The sequence below is a fragment of the Bacillus haynesii genome, from assembly GCF_014042035.1.
Lineage (GTDB): Bacteria > Bacillota > Bacilli > Bacillales > Bacillaceae > Bacillus > Bacillus haynesii.
The window spans coordinates 99,083-116,225 of sequence record NZ_CP059494.1; the positions used below are offsets into that span (position 1 = coordinate 99,083).

Below are 17,143 nucleotides of genomic sequence, written 5' to 3' on the forward strand. Positions count from 1 at the left end.
ATGAAAGAAGTCATCATTGCCACGAAAAACGAAGGAAAAGTCAAGGAATTCAAAGCGATGCTGGAACCGAGGGGCTACGATGCCAAATCTCTGCTGGACATCGGCTATACGCCCGAAATCGAAGAAACCGGGCAGACATTCGAAGAAAACGCGGTGATTAAAGCGGAAACGATTTCGAAAGAAACCGGCAAAATCGTGATTGCCGATGACTCCGGCCTGTCTGTCGACTACCTCGGCGGCAGCCCCGGCGTATACTCGGCCCGCTATGCAGGAGAAGAGAAAAACGATCTCGCCAACCTGAAAAAGCTATTGAAAGAGCTCGAAGGGGTGGAAAAAGAAGACCGTTCCGCGAGGTTCAGATGCGCGCTCGCATTATGCATTCCCGGACAGGAAACGAAAACGGTCGAAGGTTCTGTGGAAGGGTACATTACCGAAGAGCCGCGCGGCACAAACGGCTTCGGCTACGACCCGGTTTTTCTCGTCAAAGACAAAGATCAAACGATGGCCGAGCTCTCAAGCGGCGAAAAGAACAAAATCAGCCACAGAGCGGAAGCGCTGAAAAAACTGTCCGCTTTATTGGATCAAGCGTAAAGGAGGAGGGCCGATCATGAAGGTTCTGATTGTCAGCGACAGCCACGGCCTTGAAGACGAACTGGAAATGATCGCTGAGCGGCACGGGGAGGAAACAGATCTCATTATCCATTGCGGGGATTCCGAATTGGATCCTTCCCATCCCGCGCTTTCCTCTTACTTAACAGTAAAAGGAAACTGCGATTTTTACGGAGAGTTTAAAGACGAAATTGTCGTTCCCGTCGGATCGAGAAAACTTTTTTTCACACACGGGCATTTATACGGCATTAAACAGTCGCTTTTAAATGTGTATTACCAGGCTGAAGAGCTCGGCGCCGATATCATCTGTTTCGGCCATTCCCACATCGCGGGAAGCGAACTGATGGACGGAAAACTGCTGATCAACCCCGGCAGCATCCGCCTTCCGCGGGTGCGGAAAGAAAAAACTTATGCTATACTAAACATTGACAAAGACAATGCAACGGTCCGCTTTTATGACTTGGACGGCCGGGAAGTCGAAAGCCTGACGAACCACGTCCAATTGCCAGCACATTCATGAGGAAGAATTTTTTTCTTCCTCGTGAAGAAAAAAATTCTAAAAAGTTGTTGACTTTATGTCCCGATCCGCATATAATAAATCTTGTCGCTGATAGTTAAAGCGAAGCAAAACAACATCATGTCCCAGTAGCTCAGCTGGATAGAGCAACGGCCTTCTAAGCCGTCGGTCGGGAGTTCGAATCTCTCCTGGGACGTCTCTGAAAAAAGCCTCAAACTTCTTGGTATACAAGGGTTTGAGGCTTTTTTCTTTTGCCAGAAACTTTGTTCTATTTTAGGAGCGGATTTATAGGAAATAACAGGAGATGATATTAAAAAAAAACAAATATTGACGATAATATTTAGTGACATTAAATCGTTAGGAGAGAGAGAGTTGAAAAAGAAAATATTTTTGCTTTTGATCATTTTAGCTGCCTCCATTTTCCCTGGTAATATACGGGTAGAGGCAGAACAAGCATCTACAACGAAAGAGTGGGTACCACAAGCTTATCTTCCAGATAAAATAACTTCTGCTGCTGTAGCAGCAGTAGACAGAAAAATTTATGTAATCGGTGGTACAAGCAGAGGAAGGTCTAAAAATACCACTTATGTTTATGATCAAGATAGTAAGAAATGGACCGAAAAAGCAAGCATCCCTTTAACGGTATCTGCAGCCTCAGTAGCTGTAGTTGGGAAGAAAATTTATGTAATTGGAGGAACCTCAGGTAGTACTTATCGAAAGTCAGTTCAGATATATGATACACAAAATGATACATGGGAAAAAGGAATAGATATACCTACAGAAAGGTTGATTTTTTCCACTGCCTCTGTTGTAGACAATAGAATCTATGTAATGGGTGGAAACAATGCTGAAAGTTTATCTGCGAATTATTGTTATGATACAGAGACTAAAACTTGGACAAAGAAAAAAGACTTGCCCATTCCTTCGTCAGGGGCAACATCCCAGACAATTGATGGGAAAATTTATTTGATAGGTGGTGCGGATACAAGTATTGGTACACAACCAAAAATAAATGATTCTATTTATGAATACGATCCTAAGAGAGACATATGGTTAAAAAAACAAAATCTAATTATGGGAACTCAATATCTTACTTCAACAGTTTTAAATGGGAAAATTTACATCATGGGAGGGAAAACAAACAAAAACGACCCAACTACAAAAGTTCAGGTGTACAACCCTAAAGACGATTCAATATCAGATTTTCAACCTTTTAAGATTCCTAGATTAGCAGCGGGGGCAGCTACAATAGGAGAAAATCTTTATATAATTGGTGGACAATCAACAACGAATAATATAGTAATACAAGAAAATGGAATATACAACTCTGTACAAATGTATTCTGTTGAAACTCTTGATGATTCTACAGGAAATGGAGAAGATCCACAAACATCAGATGAACCGACTCAAGACATAAAAGGTAAACGAGCAATTCTAGTTGTAACTATGGTATCTGGTCTCGAAAAAGAGTTTGATCTATCGATGGAAGAGGTTAATGATTTTATTTCGTGGTACGATCAGAAAGCTGCTGGTACAGGCCCTGCGAGGTATGTAATTGATAAGCATGAAAATAACATAGGACCGTTTGATAACAGGAAAGACCATGTTATCTTTGGTAATATTCTTACGTTTGAAGTAAATGAGTATTCATCTAAAAAAGCTGAATAAAAACTGATGAAAATCTCTTTTTAATGAAGCTGTCCAAAAAAGTATCAGTCGTATAAAGATGAAGCCCTTTACCTGCCCGTAGAGGCTAACTACTAAGACCAACTGCATCATGAAATTTTATAAAAGGTGTCTCCTTTTTTGAATTATTATAGGGGAAATCGGAAATCGATGTTCCTTCTGTCCATGGGGCCATCGGCCTTCCGTCGGTCGGGAGTTCGAATCTCTCCTGGGACGTCACTGAAAAATGCCTCAAACTTCTTGGTATACAAGGGTTTGGGGCTTTTGATATTGCAAAACAACAACATCCTAAAAATTCCCTTTCATCATTTCAAACAAAATGAAAAAGCTAAAGGGTGTGATCAATTTTAAGGAGGATGTTGTCATGACAAAGCAACAGCAAAATCAGCAGCAAAAGCAGAAGCAACAAAAACAAAAGCATGAGCAGCTGCTCGGGGCCAATATTACGGATACCGAATTTGCTCAGGAATTCGGAAACATTCAGCAGCAGCTTGCCCAGCTGGAGCAAACTGTTAATCAAATGGGGGCGCAGCAGCAGGGCCAAAGCGGCCAGCAGAGCTCTCAATTGAGCCAGGGAATCAATCAGCTGAAGCAGCAAATTCAGCAATTCAGCTCCCAATCTCAGCAGCAAATGCAGCAGACGGATCAGCAAATTCAGCAAAGCATTCAGCAGGCTGTCCAGCAGCTGAATCAGGCGCTTCAAGGGATCCAGACAAACCAGGCCATGAACCAAATGAGCCAGGCACTTCAGCAGGCGCAGCAGTCATTTAACCAGCAAGGACAACAGGGTCAGCAAAACCAACAAAACCAGCAGCAAAATCAAAATTTCCAACAGCCCCTACAATAAAAAGCTTTAAAGAGCCGTTTAGCACGGCTCTTTTTTATATCGGTCATTCCTCGTTTTGATCCTCTTCGTCATGTGTTGGATGCGCTCCGGGGTACTGCCGTGGCATTCCTTGGTGGAGATTGCGGAATTCATATGTGAAATTGCTGTAGTATTGCTGACCTTCCTTCCATGGCGTGTTTTTGTTCTCAACAGGCTTGTCTTTGCCCTGTGCAGCTCCATACGCTCCTTCAGGAAATTCTTCAGCCGTTAAAAAGTTTCTTTGTGTTTCAACGTTTGACATTTCTTTTTTGTCGTCCATCAGATCACCCCCGTTTTCGTTTTATTGTTGCCATGAAATAAGAGAGCTATGTGTTTTCGTTTTGTATGCAGTAGGATTCATTTTAAAAACGGGATAAGATGCTCATCCTTTGCTGGGGGAACAACAGGAAATGCGCCGACCACAAAGAAAATAGACATTTTGTACGGATAGAACCTTTTAGATGAAGTGGTATTTTATGGTTTATTGGTCCTTTTCTCCTCAGCTTTTAAAAGCAGTTCTTCTATCTTAATACCCGTCTATTCTCGATTTTTGTTATACATCTCAATTCAGCAATGGTTTAATCTGTTTTCCAGATTGATGTAAGTGGGGCATTGGTTGTAAAATTTACCATGATAGAAAATCTTACAAGTTCGTTCTGCTTTTATTTTAGAAAGGGAGCTGAAGAAAGATGCACGCGCTAGAAAAAATGGAGCAAACAAATTTTCAGACGGCGAGAGATTATGTGACACAAGCATACGAGACAGTACAGAAGCGAAATCTTTACGAAAGCGAATTTCTTCAAGCTGTAAAAGAAATATTTGATTCCCTCGTCCCTGTATTGGCAAGGCATCCAAAGTATATCGAACACCGCATTCTTGAGAGGATTGCAGAGCCGGAACGGATGATCACCTTCAGGGTGCCGTGGGTCGATGATGAAGGCAATATCCGGGTTAACAGGGGATTCCGGGTTCAATTTAACAGTGCAATCGGTCCGTATAAAGGCGGAATCCGCTTTCACCCTTCTGTAAACGCGAGCATTATTAAATTTTTGGGCTTTGAGCAGATTTTTAAAAATTCTTTGACCGGACTGCCGATCGGAGGCGGAAAAGGCGGGGCTGATTTTGATCCGAAGGGCAAGTCGGACAGGGAGATCATGAGTTTTACGCAGAGCTTCATGAATGAACTGTACAGACATATCGGACCGGACACGGATATCCCTGCCGGCGATATTGGTGTCGGGGCAAGGGAAGTCGGGTTTATGTTCGGGCAGTATAAAAAGATTCGGGGGCGCTATGATGCAGGCGTGTTAACAGGCAAAGGCCTTGAATACGGGGGCAGTTTAACGAGGAAAGAAGCGACAGGGTACGGTCTCGTTTATTTCGTAGAAGAAATGCTGAAGGATCAGGGGCTGCGCTTTGAAAACAGCACTGTTGTCGTCTCCGGTTCAGGCAATGTGGCGCTGTATGCGATGGAAAAAGCCGCTCAATTCGGCGCGAAAGTGGTGGCCTGCAGCGATTCTGACGGCTATGTCTATGACGAAAAAGGCATCTGTCTTGAGACGGTGAAGCGGCTCAAAGAAGACGGCAACGGAAGGATTCGCGAGTATGTCAGCGAGCATCCGGAAGCACACTATTTCGAAGGATGCTCCGGTATTTGGTCTATTCCGTGCGATATCGCGCTTCCGTGCGCGACCCAGAACGAAATTGACGAAGAGACGGCCGAAGTGCTCATTTCAAATGGGGTCAAAGCCGTCGGAGAAGGGGCAAATATGCCGTCTGAAGAGGGCGCCGTCAAACGCTTTTTGGATGCGGGGGTTCTTTTCGGGCCGGCTAAGGCTGCAAATGCCGGCGGTGTAGCCGTGTCAGCGCTCGAAATGGCGCAGAACAGCGCACGGCTTCACTGGACGGCGGAAGAAACGGATGAGAAGCTCAGGACGATCATGGCCGATATTTACAAGAGAAGCGTTGCAGCGGCTTCAGAATATGGACGGCCCGGAAATCTGCTCGACGGCTGCAATATAGCCGGTTTTATCAAAGTGGCGGATGCGATGATCGCTCAGGGAGTCGTTTAACCGTAAAAAGAGAGAGCATGATGCCCTCTCTTTTTTTGTGCTTTGTTAATTTTCTCTGAATCCTCCGGTAAAGGCGTGCACAGCCGGAACGGAAATTCCCGGGTAGCCGATGCCGAATCCGAGAGTCGGAGTGGTGTACACCCCGCCGTACGGATAATAGGGATAGGGCCCGTGCGCTGAAGGATTATAGACATAAGTAGTCGGATAGCCGAAGTATCCTGGGTATTGGCGCACGCGTGGATCAGAGTGTGAAGGAAAAGTGCGGTACATCATATTCACCTGTTTCTTTTTTGATTAACAGCAGTTTATGTAAAAAATCGTAAAATGGAGTCTGTACACGTGTGTGGTAAAAAATCTAACCGGCCGGGATAAAATTTTAAAAAGTTGTCGGTGATAAAATCTAACAAAACTGTATAAAACACCAGTTTTTTTATGTAATCTTTATAGATTAAATAAAAAATTTTAAATTGTTTTTCAATTTTAAAATTTCCTTTTATATCAATCATGTAAGCGTATACAAGTAGATTGATTAATCGAAATTGTCTAATAATTTTAAAAAATACGGTTGACACTGCATGTAAAGGGGCGTAATATGAGTTCAAACAAAAGAACAAATCACTTGAAAACTTTTCATCTTTCCCGGGAATGACAGCGGGAAAACGGGTTCCCGCATCATGAATTTTTAATCGTTTAAAGCGTTCATTTACAACAGAAAGGTGTGCTAGAGGGATGGGGGACCAGAAAGACCAGTGGATCTTCCTAAACGACAAACTCGTTAAAAAAGAAGACGCTAAAATATCAGTCTATGATCACGGATTTTTATACGGGGACGGCGTGTTTGAAGGAATCAGGGTATACGACGGCAACATCTTCAGAATGAAAGAGCACATGGACCGCCTCTACGATTCTGCGAGATCGATCATGCTGGAGATTCCATATCAGCAGGAAGAACTGACACAGCACGTTCTTAAAACAGTCGAAAAAAACGGGCTTAGAGACGCTTACATCCGCTTGGTCGTTTCAAGAGGAGCAGGTGACCTCGGACTCGATCCAAACAATTGTTCACACCCGAGTGTCATCATAATTGTCGAACCATTGGCAATATTCCCGAAACATTTATATGAAACGGGAATTGATATCGTTACGGTTCCGACAAGAAGAAACAGACCAGATGTGCTGAGCCCTAAAGTAAAATCGCTGAACTATTTAAACAATATTCTTGTCCGGATCGAGGCGCATATGGCGGGCGTGACAGAAGCGCTCATGCTCAATGATCAAGGCTATGTCGCCGAAGGTTCTGCGGATAACGTATTCATTTATAAAAACGGAAAGCTCTTGACGCCTCCGGGCTATATCGGAGCGCTTGAAGGAATCACCCGGAATGCCATCATCGAAATAGCGCGAGAGCTCGGCTATGAAGTGAAAGAAGAGCCGTTTACCCGCCATGACGTATACACAGCCGATGAAGTGTTTTTAACCGGAACGGCTGCAGAAGTCATCGCGGTCGTAAAAGTTGACGGCCGCAAGATCGGGGACGGCAAACCGGGAGTCCACACAAATCGGATGCTTGAAAAGTTCCGCGAGCGCGTCGTCCGTGAAGGGTTAAAAGTCAGCCTCAAAGATCAAAGCTTAAGTGTCAGCTGAATAAAGACAAACGTTGAAGAGGATAAGTAACAGCGGAAACGCCGCCTGCAGAGAGCCGGGATTGCTGGGAACCGGTGACGGCCTCCGCTTGTGAACTCCCCTCTGAGTGTCAGCCTGAACGATTTCTACGTTTAGTAAGGCTGGCCGGGTGAACGTCACGAAGGTTCACTCGTTATTAAACCGGATAAGCGATTATCCATAAGGCGGCTTTCAAAAGCCGCGAACAAGGGTGGTACCGCGGAAAGAAAAGCCTTTTCGCCCCTTTGGCCTGCAAGGTGTGCAGCGTCAACAGTGGGCGGGAAGGCTTTTTTTAGCTGCAAAAGCAGATTGTATACATGCTTTGCGGCACATATACATTGATTATTTTTAAAAACCAATTGTGAATGAACAGTGATGAAAATCACTTGATAAGGAGGAAGAAAAATGGGGACGAATGTACAGTTGGATGCTGAAAATGCCCAATGTACACAAACAATGGCAGGGGCGTCAATGCTGATCGAGGCTTTAAAACAGGAAAATGTCGAAGTGATCTACGGGTATCCGGGCGGTGCAGTCCTGCCGATTTATGACAAACTCTACGGATCGGGAATGTTTCATGTGCTGACGCGCCATGAACAAGGCGCCATCCACGCAGCCGAAGGCTATGCAAGAATTTCCGGGAAACCAGGTGTCGTCATCGCCACATCCGGACCGGGGGCGACCAACCTTGTAACGGGTCTGGCCGATGCGATGATCGATTCATTGCCTCTCGTCGTATTCACCGGTCAGGTTGCGACATCGGTTATCGGATCTGACGCATTCCAAGAAGCGGACGTCATCGGAATTACGATGCCGATTACAAAGCACAGCTACCAGGTTCGCAATGCCGAAGATTTGCCGAGAATTATTAAAGAAGCATTCCATATCGCGACAACAGGAAGACCGGGCCCCGTTTTAATCGATATTCCTAAAGACATCGCCGTTGTAGAAGGAGAATTCCGCTACGACCATGAGATTCACCTTCCGGGTTATCAGCCGACGAAGGAACCGAATTATCTGCAGATCAGAAAGCTTGTGGAAGCGGTCAGTGCAGCGAAAAAGCCGGTTATTTTAGCGGGCGCGGGCGTCTTGCACGGGAAAGCGTCAGAAGAATTAAAAAATTATGTCGAACAGCAGCAAATTCCGGTGGCGCATACGCTGTTAGGCTTAGGAGGATTTCCGGCCGACCATCCGCTTTTCCTCGGGATGGCCGGAATGCACGGAACGTATGCGGCCAACATGGCTCTGTATGAAAGCGATCTGTTAATCAGCATCGGTGCCAGATTCGATGATCGGGTCACAGGGAATCTGAAGCATTTTGCAAAATATGCGAAAGTCGCTCACATTGACATCGATCCGGCTGAAATCGGCAAAAACGTTCATACGCACATTCCGGTTGTCGGCGACAGCAAGCTTGTACTGACAGAGCTGATCAAGCAAAACGGCAAGCCGAGCGCTTCTGATGAGTGGAAAAAGCAGGTTGCGGCGTGGAAAAACGAATATCCGCTCTGGTATGAAGAGAATGAAACAGAAGGGTTCAAACCACAGAAGCTGATCGAATATATCCACCGCTATACAAAAGGCGAAGCTATTGTAACAACGGACGTCGGACAGCATCAAATGTGGGCCGCGCAATTCTATCGGTTCCAAAAAGCCGACAGATGGGTCACTTCCGGCGGGCTCGGCACGATGGGCTTCGGACTTCCAGCGGCAATCGGAGCACAGCTTGCGGATAAGGATGCGACGGTTGTATCGATACTCGGCGACGGAGGATTCCAGATGACGCTGCAGGAGCTGTCCGTCATTCACGATCTGAACCTTCCGATCAAAGTCGTGGTCTTAAACAACCGCTGCCTCGGAATGGTCCGGCAATGGCAGGAAATCTTTTACGATGAGCGCTATTCACACTCCAAGTTCACATCACAGCCTGATTTCATCAAGCTGTCTGAAGCTTACGGCATCAAAGGTGTCCGGATCACATCCGAAGAAGAAGCGGAAGAAAAGCTGGAAGCGGCGCTAACGTCGAATGAACCGATGGTCATCGATGTTCAGGTTGCACAAGCTGAAAAAGTATTTCCAATGGTTGCGCCTGGAAAAGGGCTGCACGAAATGGTGGGGGTGAAACCTTGAAAAGAATCATCACGCTGACGGTTTTGAATCAAAGCGGCGTCTTAAACAGAATTACAGGGTTGTTTACAAAACGGCATTACAACATTGAAAGCATTACGGTCGGCCACACCGAAACAGCGGGAATTTCGAGGATCACATTTGTCGTTCATGTGGCAGATGAAAAAGAAACGGAACAGCTGACAAAACAATTAAATAAACAGATTGATGTACTGAAAGTCACGGACATTACGAATCAATCGATCGTCCAAAGAGAGCTGGCATTAATCAGGGTGGTTTCCCCTCCGTCGAGCAGGGCGGAAATAAACGGCGTCATCGCACCGTTTCGGGCGTCTGTCGTCGACGTCGCAAAAGACAGCGTCGTGATTCAAGTGACAGGGGAATCAAGCAAGATCGAAGCCCTGATCGAACTATTGAAACCATACGGGATTAAAGAGGTTGCCAGAACAGGCACCACGGCCTTTGCGAGGGGAACTCAGCAAAAGCCGGCCTCTATTAAAACAATATCTATTGTATAAAACATAAAAAGGGAGAGATTGAAATGGTAAAAGTATATTATAACGGTGATATCAAAGAAAACGTATTGGCGGGCAAAAAAGTAGCGGTAATCGGATACGGCTCACAAGGCCATGCGCACGCACTGAACCTGAAAGAAAGCGGAGTGGACGTCATTGTCGGCGTCAGAAAAGGGAAATCCTTTGCAAAAGCAGAGGAAGACGGCCATCAAGTTTTCACGGTAAGAGAAGCGGCAGAACAGGCCGACATCGTCATGGTGCTTCTTCCGGATGAACAGCAGCAAAAAGTGTATGAAGCGGAAATTAAAGACGGACTTCAAGCGGGCAATTCACTCGTATTCGCCCACGGATTCAACGTTCATTTCCATCAGATCGTACCTCCGGCAGATGTTGACGTATTCCTTGTCGCTCCTAAAGGACCGGGACATCTTGTCAGAAGAACGTTTGAACAAGGTGCAGGGGTTCCGGCGTTGTTTGCGATCTATCAGGATGTAACCGGGGAAGCGAAAGATAAAGCCCTTGCTTATGCTAAAGCGATCGGCGGCGCAAGAGCCGGCGTTCTTGAAACAACATTTAAAGAAGAAACTGAAACTGATCTTTTCGGCGAACAGGCGGTGCTGTGCGGAGGATTGACTTCCCTTGTCAAAGCCGGATTCGAAACGCTGACAGAAGCGGGCTATCAGCCTGAACTCGCATACTTCGAGTGTCTGCACGAGCTGAAGCTCATCGTCGACTTGATGTATGAAGAAGGTTTGGCAGGTATGAGATATTCGATTTCCGACACAGCGCAGTGGGGAGACTTCGTATCAGGCCCGCGCGTCGTTGATGAGAAGGTAAAAGAATCAATGAAAGAAGTATTGAAAGACATCCAAAACGGTACATTCGCGAAAGAATGGATCGTCGAAAACCAAGTCAACCGTCCGCGTTTCAACGCCATCAATGCAAGCGAAAACGAACACCAAATCGAAGTGGTTGGCAGAAAGCTTCGCGAAATGATGCCGTTTGTCAAGCAGGGCAAGAAGAAGGAAGCGGTGGTAGCCGGTGCGAAAAATTAACTTTTTTGATACGACACTCCGTGACGGTGAACAGTCGCCGGGCGTAAATTTAAACACGCAGGAGAAGCTGGCGATCGCCCAGCAGCTTGAAAAACTCGGGGTCAACATTATGGAAGCGGGCTTTCCCGCTTCATCCCCCGGGGATTTCAATGCAGTAAAAGAAATCGCAAGGACGATTAAAAACTGTTCGGTAACAGGGCTTGCCCGCTCTGTCAAAGGAGATATCGATTCGGCGTGGGAAGCGCTCAAAGACGGGGCTGAACCAAGGATTCACATTTTTATCGCCACTTCTGACATCCATTTAAAATATAAGCTGAAAAAAACGCGCGAACAGGTTCTGGAACAGGCGGTCGCAATGGTGAAATACGCCAAAGAGCGCTTCCCGATCGTCCAGTGGTCTGCCGAAGATGCGTGCCGGACCGATCTTCGGTTTTTAGCCGAGATTGTCAGCGAAGTGATCGCCGCGGGAGCGGATGTCGTCAATCTTCCGGATACGGTTGGTTATTTAGCGCCTGCCGAGTACGGAAATATCTTCCGCTATATTAAAGAAAATGCCCGCAATGCCGATAAAGTCCAGCTTTCGGCCCATTGCCACGATGATTTAGGCATGGCTGTCGCCAACTCTTTGGCTGCGATTGAAAACGGAGCAGATCAAGTCGAATCTGTCATCAACGGTATTGGCGAAAGAGCGGGGAACGCCTCTCTTGAAGAAATCGCCGTCGCCCTCTATATCCGAAAAGATTTCTACCAGGCGGAATCAACGATTCAGCTGAATGAGATTAAGCGGACAAGTGATTTAGTGAGCAAGCTGACCGGCATGGCCGTGCCGCGAAACAAAGCGGTCGTCGGCGATAATGCCTTTGCCCACGAATCAGGCATTCACCAGGACGGCTTCTTAAAAGAAAAAACAACATATGAAATTATTTCTCCGGAGCTTGTCGGCGTGAAAACGGATGCGCTTGTGCTCGGAAAGCATTCAGGGCGCCACGCATTTAAAGATAAGCTGCAAAACCTCGGATTCCAGTTTGGAGAAGAGGAAATCAATAAATTTTTTAACATCTTTAAAGAGCTTACTGGAAAGAAAAAGGAATTTACGGATGAAGATCTCATCTCGCTGATACTCGAGGAGAAAACGGCAGACCGCAAAATCGGCTATGACTTTATTTCACTGCAGGTTCATTACGGCACCTCGCAGGTTCCGACAGCAACGGTCTCTCTTAAAGATCAGGAAACAGATCAGATCATTCAGGAAGCGGCGACCGGAGCGGGAAGCGTTGAAGCGGTGTACAACACGCTGAAGCGCTGTATGGATAAAGAAGTCCAGCTTCTTGATTACCGGATTCAATCGAACCGCAAGGGACAGGATGCATTCGCGCAAGTATATGTCAGGGTGATGATCGACGGAAAAGAATCCGGAGGACGCGGGGTTGCCCAGGATGTTCTCGAAGCATCTGCCAAAGCTTACTTGAATGCGGTGAACCGCTATCTCGTATTGAAGACGAATGCGGAAGGATTGTCAAAACAGGCGGCTGTAGGATCATAACAGTAAGAAGGAAGGAGTTTGTTGAATTTGAAAAAACGAATTGCACTTTTGCCCGGTGACGGAATTGGTCCCGAAGTATTGGACGCGGCTGTTGATGTGCTGAAAAGCGTTGCTGAACATTATCAGCATGAATTCGAATTTGAATACGGCCTGATCGGCGGAGCGGCAATTGATGAGGCGGGAGCGCCGCTTCCTGAGAAAACTGTCGCCGCCTGCAAAGCTGCGGATGCCATTTTGCTCGGAGCTGTAGGCGGGCCGAAATGGGATCAAAATTCTTCTGAGCTGAGGCCTGAAAAAGGGCTGCTCGCCATCCGCAAGCAGCTCGACCTTTTTGCCAATCTGCGGCCTGTTAAAGTGTTTGAAAGCCTTGCGGGAGCTTCTCCGTTAAAAACTGAATATATCGAAGGTGTTGACTTTGTCATCGTTCGCGAGCTGACGGGCGGCTTGTATTTTGGAAAGCCGAGTGAGCAGTACGTCAATCAGAACGGCGAGGAAGAAGCTGTTGACACGCTGTTTTATAAAAAGTCGGAAATGGAAAGAGTCATCAGGGAAGCCTTCCAAATGGCGCAAAGACGAAAAGGCAAAGTGACCTCCGTTGATAAAGCCAACGTCCTTGAGTCAAGCAAACTATGGCGCAAGACGGCGGAAGAAGTAGCGAAAGAGTTTCCTGACGTCAAGCTTGAGCACATGCTCGTCGACAATGCAGCCATGCAGCTCATCTATGCGCCTGGACAGTTTGATATTATCGTAACTGAAAACATGTTCGGCGATATTTTAAGCGATGAAGCATCGATGCTGACCGGATCGCTCGGCATGCTGCCGTCGGCAAGCTTATCAAGCTCTGGACTTCATCTATATGAACCTGTGCACGGCTCGGCTCCTGATATCGCGGGACAAAAAATTGCCAATCCGCTTGCGGCGATCTTGTCCGCGGCGATGATGCTCAGGACGTCCTTCGGTCTTGAAGCTGAAGCGAAAGCTGTTGAACACGCAGTCGATCAAGTACTCCGTGCAGGAAAACGGACGAAGGACCTGGCAAAAGGATCGGAACATTGCACGACTCAATCGATTACAGGGGAAGTAAAAGCCGCGCTGGCAGACGACAATGCCATTTCAAACATCATGACCGCTTACGTTTAAGGAAAATGGATATTGGTAGAGGGAGGAAGAAAGATGATGCCTCGAACGATCATCGAAAAAATTTGGGATCAACACGTGATAAAAAAAGGTGAAGGGAAGCCTGACCTTCTCTATATCGATCTGCATTTGATACATGAGGTAACGTCACCCCAGGCCTTTGAAGGCCTAAGGCAAAAGAACAGAAAAGTCAGACGGCCGCAAAATACGTTTGCCACGATGGACCACAATATTCCGACTGTCAATCGGTTTGAGATTCAAGATGATGTCGCCAAACGGCAGGTCAGTGCGCTCGAACGGAATTGCGAAGAATTCGGCATCCGCCTCGCAGACTTGTCAAGCGTTGACCAGGGGATCGTCCATGTCATCGGGCCTGAACTGGGGTTAACGCTGCCGGGCAAAACGATCGTTTGCGGAGACAGCCATACATCCACACACGGAGCGTTTGGCGCGCTCGCTTTCGGAATCGGAACGAGCGAGGTGGAGCACGTCTTGTCAACGCAGACGCTTTGGCAGCAAAAACCGAAGACGCTGGAAATCCGCGTTGACGGCAAACTGCAAAAAGGAGTGACGGCTAAAGACGTCATTCTCGCAATCATCGGAAAATACGGGGTTAAATTCGGTGCGGGTTATGTCATTGAATATACCGGCGAAGTGTTCCGAAACATGTCGATGGACGAACGGATGACGGTGTGCAACATGTCAATCGAAGCTGGGGCAAGAGCCGGATTGATTGCACCGGATGAAACAACATTTGATTATGTCAAAACGAAAAAATATGCGCCAAAAGGCGAAGAGTTTGAGGAAGCTGTAGAAGAGTGGAAGAATTTGAGAACCGATCCGGGGGCGGTCTACGACCGGACGATCGTGATGGACGGAAGCGCCATTTCGCCGATGGTGACGTGGGGCATTCACCCTGGCATGGTGCTGCCGGTTGATGAAACGATTCCGGGGCCTGAGGCTTTCTCGCAGGAAGACGACAAAAAAGAAGCGCAGCGCGCATATGAATATATGGGTCTTGAACCATATAAAAAAATCGAGGACATTACAATTGAGCACGTCTTCATCGGTTCATGCACCAATTCGCGCATGACAGATCTTCGTCAGGCGGCTGAAATGATTAAAGGTCAAAAAGTTGCCGATGGCGTCAGAGCGATCGTCGTTCCCGGCTCGCAAAGCGTCAAAATCCAAGCCGAAAAAGAAGGGCTTCACGAGATTTTCATCGCAGCGGGCTTTGAATGGAGAGAATCGGGATGCAGCATGTGTTTGAGCATGAACAACGATGTTGTCCCTGAAGGAGAGCGCTGTGCTTCGACTTCCAACCGCAATTTTGAAGGCAGGCAGGGCAAAGGGGCCAGGACGCATCTCGTCAGCCCGGCGATGGCTGCGATGGCCGCGATTCACGGACGCTTTGTCGATGTCAGAAAATATTACCAAGAGACAACAGCTGTATAGAGGAGTGACAAGATGGAGCCATTAAAGACCCATACCGGAATAGCGGCGGTACTAAACAGAATCAACGTAGACACGGACCAGATCATTCCGAAGCAATTTTTAAAGAGGATCGAAAGAACGGGGTACGGCCGTTTTGCTTTCTTTGACTGGAGGTATTTGGATAACGGCGATCCCAATCCTGATTTTGAACTGAACCGGCCGGAATACAAAGGCGCTTCGATTTTAATTGCCGGCGAGAACTTCGGCTGCGGCTCTTCAAGGGAACACGCGCCATGGGCGCTTGACGACTACGGATTTAAAATCATTATCGCGCCGTCTTTTGCTGATATCTTTCACCAAAACTGTTTTAAAAACGGTATGCTGCCGATCCGCCTTCCTTATGAGACGTGGAAAGAGCTTGCTGAACAGTATGAATATCAATCTTTGACGATGGCTGTCGATCTCGAAAAACAGACGATAACAGACCACGCCGGGCAGCAGATTGCCTTTGAGGTCGATCCGCATTGGAAAGAGATGCTGCTGAACGGTCACGATGAAATTTCTTTAACATTGCTCCTTGAAGAAGAAATCGAACAATTTGAGAAACAGAGAAGCTCTTGGCTGCAAGCATAAAAAAGCTGTCCGATGTAGATCGGAGGCTTTTTTTGCTGGCGGCAGCATACTGCCGCCGGTTCTTTCTTGTGTTTAGCGGGCCGGGTTGATACACTTGTTAAAAAATAAGTGCCTGAAAGGAACTTAGAAATGAAGCATGACAAGAAAAACTCGAAGATCATCCCGTTCCCTAACGTAAAGGAGCGTTTAGTGCACAAAGGGATGGCAGCGCTCAAAGAAAAGAATTACCACGAAGCGCTCAGGCTGTTTTCTGAAGCGAAGCGCTATGATGATGAGGAATCGGATATTTATCTGGGAATGGCCATCTGCCTGCTGGAAATCGGCGAGCTTGAAGAAGCGAAGAGCATCTGTGAAAAAATGCTGAAAGAAGGCCACGGCCACTATTTTACCGTTTTACAAGTCTATATGACGATTTTAATCCAGCTCAGACAATACGAAAAAGTAAAAGAAACGATTGAAGCTGTACTCGAAGAAAACAAGCTTCCTCCTGAAAGCGCGGAACAGTTTTATAAACTGCTTGATTTCAGCCGCAAGATGACGGAAGACCCGGGACCTGAGGACATCACCGAAGACCTTCCTGAGACGGAGGAGGTTGATCAGGAAAGGCTTTTGCATGACACGGAAGAGCAGGTTAAGCTTCTTCACGGGCTGAAGGACCGCAATCTGACAAGCTATATCGGCTTGTTGAAAACGATTCTGCAAAATCCGAGCGCACATCCTGTCGTAAAAACGATGATCCTTCAGCTTTTGGCCGAGTCAGACCATGAAAAGCCGACGCTTGTCGCAAAATTTGGCGATTCGATGACAATTAATCCGACAGAGACGGTCAAGCCGGATGATATGCCGATATTAAAGCATGTTCTAAGCGTGCTCGATGATACGCTTGGGAATGAAAATCCCACGCTGTACCAGGCGGTCGAAGAGCTGTGGAGAAGGCATATTTACGTCCTCTATCCGTTTCAGCCGAAATACTCAAACCGCGAGCTCTGGGCTGCTGCGCTGCATAAAGTCGGATATGAGATGCACGGGATCGACATCGATAAAGAGGAGCTTCACATTCTCTATGAATTCAATGACAGACAGCTTGACGAAGCATGCGCGCTGATCAAAGACATAGAAGAAATTTCTTATTTGTAAATGTTGAAAGCAGCGGGCATTGTGTTATAATATAGTGGTTGCATTTGTGAAAAACGGAAGTTGATCCGTTTGCCGCTAAAGATTCATTATTTATCTTTGTATACATAATGATGGCTGTCAGAAACACATGAGCTGCACACAGTCGGCAGCT

At 46.8% G+C, this 17,143-nt stretch carries 16 protein-coding genes, 1 tRNA gene and 1 other annotated feature; of the genes, 15 read left to right on the forward strand and 2 right to left on the reverse strand.

Annotated elements, in window-relative coordinates; all coding sequences use genetic code 11:
- The 5 genes from H2R00_RS00465 (at nucleotide 1) to H2R00_RS00485 (ending at nucleotide 3,659) form a co-directional block, all read left to right on the forward strand.
- Complete coding sequence (locus H2R00_RS00465) at nucleotides 1-591, forward strand: XTP/dITP diphosphatase (protein ID WP_154995892.1); 591 nt, start codon at nucleotides 1-3, stop codon at nucleotides 589-591.
- 16 nt (nucleotides 592-607) lie between these two features.
- A complete protein-coding gene (locus tag H2R00_RS00470; RefSeq protein ID WP_182070268.1) occupies nucleotides 608-1,129 on the forward strand; it encodes a YfcE family phosphodiesterase in 522 nt (173 codons plus the stop codon).
- A gap of 119 nt (nucleotides 1,130-1,248) precedes the next feature.
- Nucleotides 1,249-1,322 (forward strand) — tRNA-Arg (locus tag H2R00_RS00475).
- Nucleotides 1,323-1,498: 176 nt separating this feature from the next.
- Nucleotides 1,499-2,794 (forward strand): Kelch repeat-containing protein, encoded by a 1,296-nt coding sequence (locus H2R00_RS00480; protein WP_182070269.1) that lies wholly within the window; start codon nucleotides 1,499-1,501, stop codon nucleotides 2,792-2,794.
- A 382-nt stretch (nucleotides 2,795-3,176) separates the two neighbouring features.
- On the forward strand, nucleotides 3,177-3,659 hold the full coding sequence (locus H2R00_RS00485) for a hypothetical protein (protein ID WP_182070270.1): 483 nt from the start codon (nucleotides 3,177-3,179) through the stop codon (nucleotides 3,657-3,659).
- Nucleotides 3,660-3,702: 43 nt separating this feature from the next.
- On the opposite strand, the gene H2R00_RS00490 is transcribed toward H2R00_RS00485, so the two are convergent.
- Complete coding sequence (locus H2R00_RS00490; protein WP_043926318.1) at nucleotides 3,703-3,957, reverse strand: hypothetical protein; 255 nt, start codon at nucleotides 3,955-3,957, stop codon at nucleotides 3,703-3,705.
- A gap of 409 nt (nucleotides 3,958-4,366) precedes the next feature.
- Here H2R00_RS00490 and gdhA point away from each other — a divergent pair, with 409 nt between their 5' ends.
- Nucleotides 4,367-5,749: an NADP-specific glutamate dehydrogenase gene (gene gdhA, locus H2R00_RS00495; protein WP_182070271.1), complete on the forward strand. Its 1,383-nt coding sequence runs from the start codon at nucleotides 4,367-4,369 to the stop codon at nucleotides 5,747-5,749.
- A 45-nt stretch (nucleotides 5,750-5,794) separates the two neighbouring features.
- Here the strand turns inward: gdhA and H2R00_RS00500 are convergent, their stop codons facing one another.
- A complete protein-coding gene (locus H2R00_RS00500) occupies nucleotides 5,795-6,022 on the reverse strand; it encodes a hypothetical protein (RefSeq protein WP_234113250.1) in 228 nt (75 codons plus the stop codon).
- 456 nt (nucleotides 6,023-6,478) lie between these two features.
- Here H2R00_RS00500 and ilvE point away from each other — a divergent pair, with 456 nt between their 5' ends.
- The 9 genes from ilvE (at nucleotide 6,479) to ddcA (ending at nucleotide 16,992) form a co-directional block, all read left to right on the forward strand.
- Nucleotides 6,479-7,393, forward strand: a complete 915-nt coding sequence (gene ilvE / locus H2R00_RS00505) for a branched-chain-amino-acid transaminase (RefSeq protein WP_182070272.1) — start codon at nucleotides 6,479-6,481, stop codon at nucleotides 7,391-7,393.
- Nucleotides 7,394-7,397: 4 nt separating this feature from the next.
- Nucleotides 7,398-7,659 (forward strand) — a binding site (T-box leader).
- A 157-nt stretch (nucleotides 7,660-7,816) separates the two neighbouring features.
- On the forward strand, nucleotides 7,817-9,541 hold the full coding sequence (gene ilvB, locus H2R00_RS00510) for an acetolactate synthase large subunit (protein WP_154995881.1): 1,725 nt from the start codon (nucleotides 7,817-7,819) through the stop codon (nucleotides 9,539-9,541).
- Nucleotides 9,538-10,056: an acetolactate synthase small subunit gene (gene ilvN / locus H2R00_RS00515; protein WP_154995879.1), complete on the forward strand. Its 519-nt coding sequence runs from the start codon at nucleotides 9,538-9,540 to the stop codon at nucleotides 10,054-10,056. The genes ilvB and ilvN overlap by 4 nt, the downstream gene beginning before the upstream one ends.
- Before the next feature lie 23 nt (nucleotides 10,057-10,079).
- On the forward strand, nucleotides 10,080-11,108 hold the full coding sequence (ilvC, locus tag H2R00_RS00520; RefSeq protein ID WP_003184095.1) for a ketol-acid reductoisomerase: 1,029 nt from the start codon (nucleotides 10,080-10,082) through the stop codon (nucleotides 11,106-11,108).
- Nucleotides 11,095-12,651, forward strand: coding sequence for a 2-isopropylmalate synthase (locus H2R00_RS00525; RefSeq protein WP_182070273.1), 1,557 nt, complete (start codon nucleotides 11,095-11,097; stop codon nucleotides 12,649-12,651). Before ilvC ends, H2R00_RS00525 begins: the two co-directional genes overlap by 14 nt.
- A 27-nt stretch (nucleotides 12,652-12,678) precedes the next feature.
- A complete protein-coding gene (leuB, locus tag H2R00_RS00530; RefSeq protein ID WP_182070274.1) occupies nucleotides 12,679-13,791 on the forward strand; it encodes a 3-isopropylmalate dehydrogenase in 1,113 nt (370 codons plus the stop codon).
- Between the two features lie 33 nt (nucleotides 13,792-13,824).
- On the forward strand, nucleotides 13,825-15,243 hold the full coding sequence (gene leuC, locus H2R00_RS00535; RefSeq protein ID WP_182070275.1) for a 3-isopropylmalate dehydratase large subunit: 1,419 nt from the start codon (nucleotides 13,825-13,827) through the stop codon (nucleotides 15,241-15,243).
- A 12-nt stretch (nucleotides 15,244-15,255) separates the two neighbouring features.
- Nucleotides 15,256-15,855: a 3-isopropylmalate dehydratase small subunit gene (gene leuD, locus H2R00_RS00540; protein WP_154995875.1), complete on the forward strand. Its 600-nt coding sequence runs from the start codon at nucleotides 15,256-15,258 to the stop codon at nucleotides 15,853-15,855.
- A gap of 129 nt (nucleotides 15,856-15,984) precedes the next feature.
- Nucleotides 15,985-16,992 (forward strand): DNA damage checkpoint antagonist DdcA, encoded by a 1,008-nt coding sequence (ddcA, locus tag H2R00_RS00545; RefSeq protein ID WP_076793590.1) that lies wholly within the window; start codon nucleotides 15,985-15,987, stop codon nucleotides 16,990-16,992.
- The last annotated feature ends 151 nt before the right edge of the window (nucleotides 16,993-17,143 follow it).

Bases quoted from the DNA above. Each gene is read 5' to 3' on its own strand.
- H2R00_RS00485 (WP_182070270.1), top strand. From the start codon at position 3,177: ATGACAAAGCAACAGCAAAATCAGCAGCAAAAGCAGAAGCAACAAAAA.
- H2R00_RS00490 (WP_043926318.1), bottom strand. From the start codon at position 3,957: ATGGACGACAAAAAAGAAATGTCAAACGTTGAAACACAAAGAAACTTT.
- leuC (WP_182070275.1), top strand. From the start codon at position 13,825: ATGATGCCTCGAACGATCATCGAAAAAATTTGGGATCAACACGTGATA.
- H2R00_RS00465 (WP_154995892.1), top strand. From the start codon at position 1: ATGAAAGAAGTCATCATTGCCACGAAAAACGAAGGAAAAGTCAAGGAA.
- leuD (WP_154995875.1), top strand. From the start codon at position 15,256: ATGGAGCCATTAAAGACCCATACCGGAATAGCGGCGGTACTAAACAGA.
- ilvE (WP_182070272.1), top strand. From the start codon at position 6,479: ATGGGGGACCAGAAAGACCAGTGGATCTTCCTAAACGACAAACTCGTT.
- ddcA (WP_076793590.1), top strand. From the start codon at position 15,985: ATGAAGCATGACAAGAAAAACTCGAAGATCATCCCGTTCCCTAACGTA.
- ilvC (WP_003184095.1), top strand. From the start codon at position 10,080: ATGGTAAAAGTATATTATAACGGTGATATCAAAGAAAACGTATTGGCG.
- H2R00_RS00470 (WP_182070268.1), top strand. From the start codon at position 608: ATGAAGGTTCTGATTGTCAGCGACAGCCACGGCCTTGAAGACGAACTG.
- ilvB (WP_154995881.1), top strand. From the start codon at position 7,817: ATGGGGACGAATGTACAGTTGGATGCTGAAAATGCCCAATGTACACAA.
- H2R00_RS00500 (WP_234113250.1), bottom strand. From the start codon at position 6,022: ATGATGTACCGCACTTTTCCTTCACACTCTGATCCACGCGTGCGCCAA.
- gdhA (WP_182070271.1), top strand. From the start codon at position 4,367: ATGCACGCGCTAGAAAAAATGGAGCAAACAAATTTTCAGACGGCGAGA.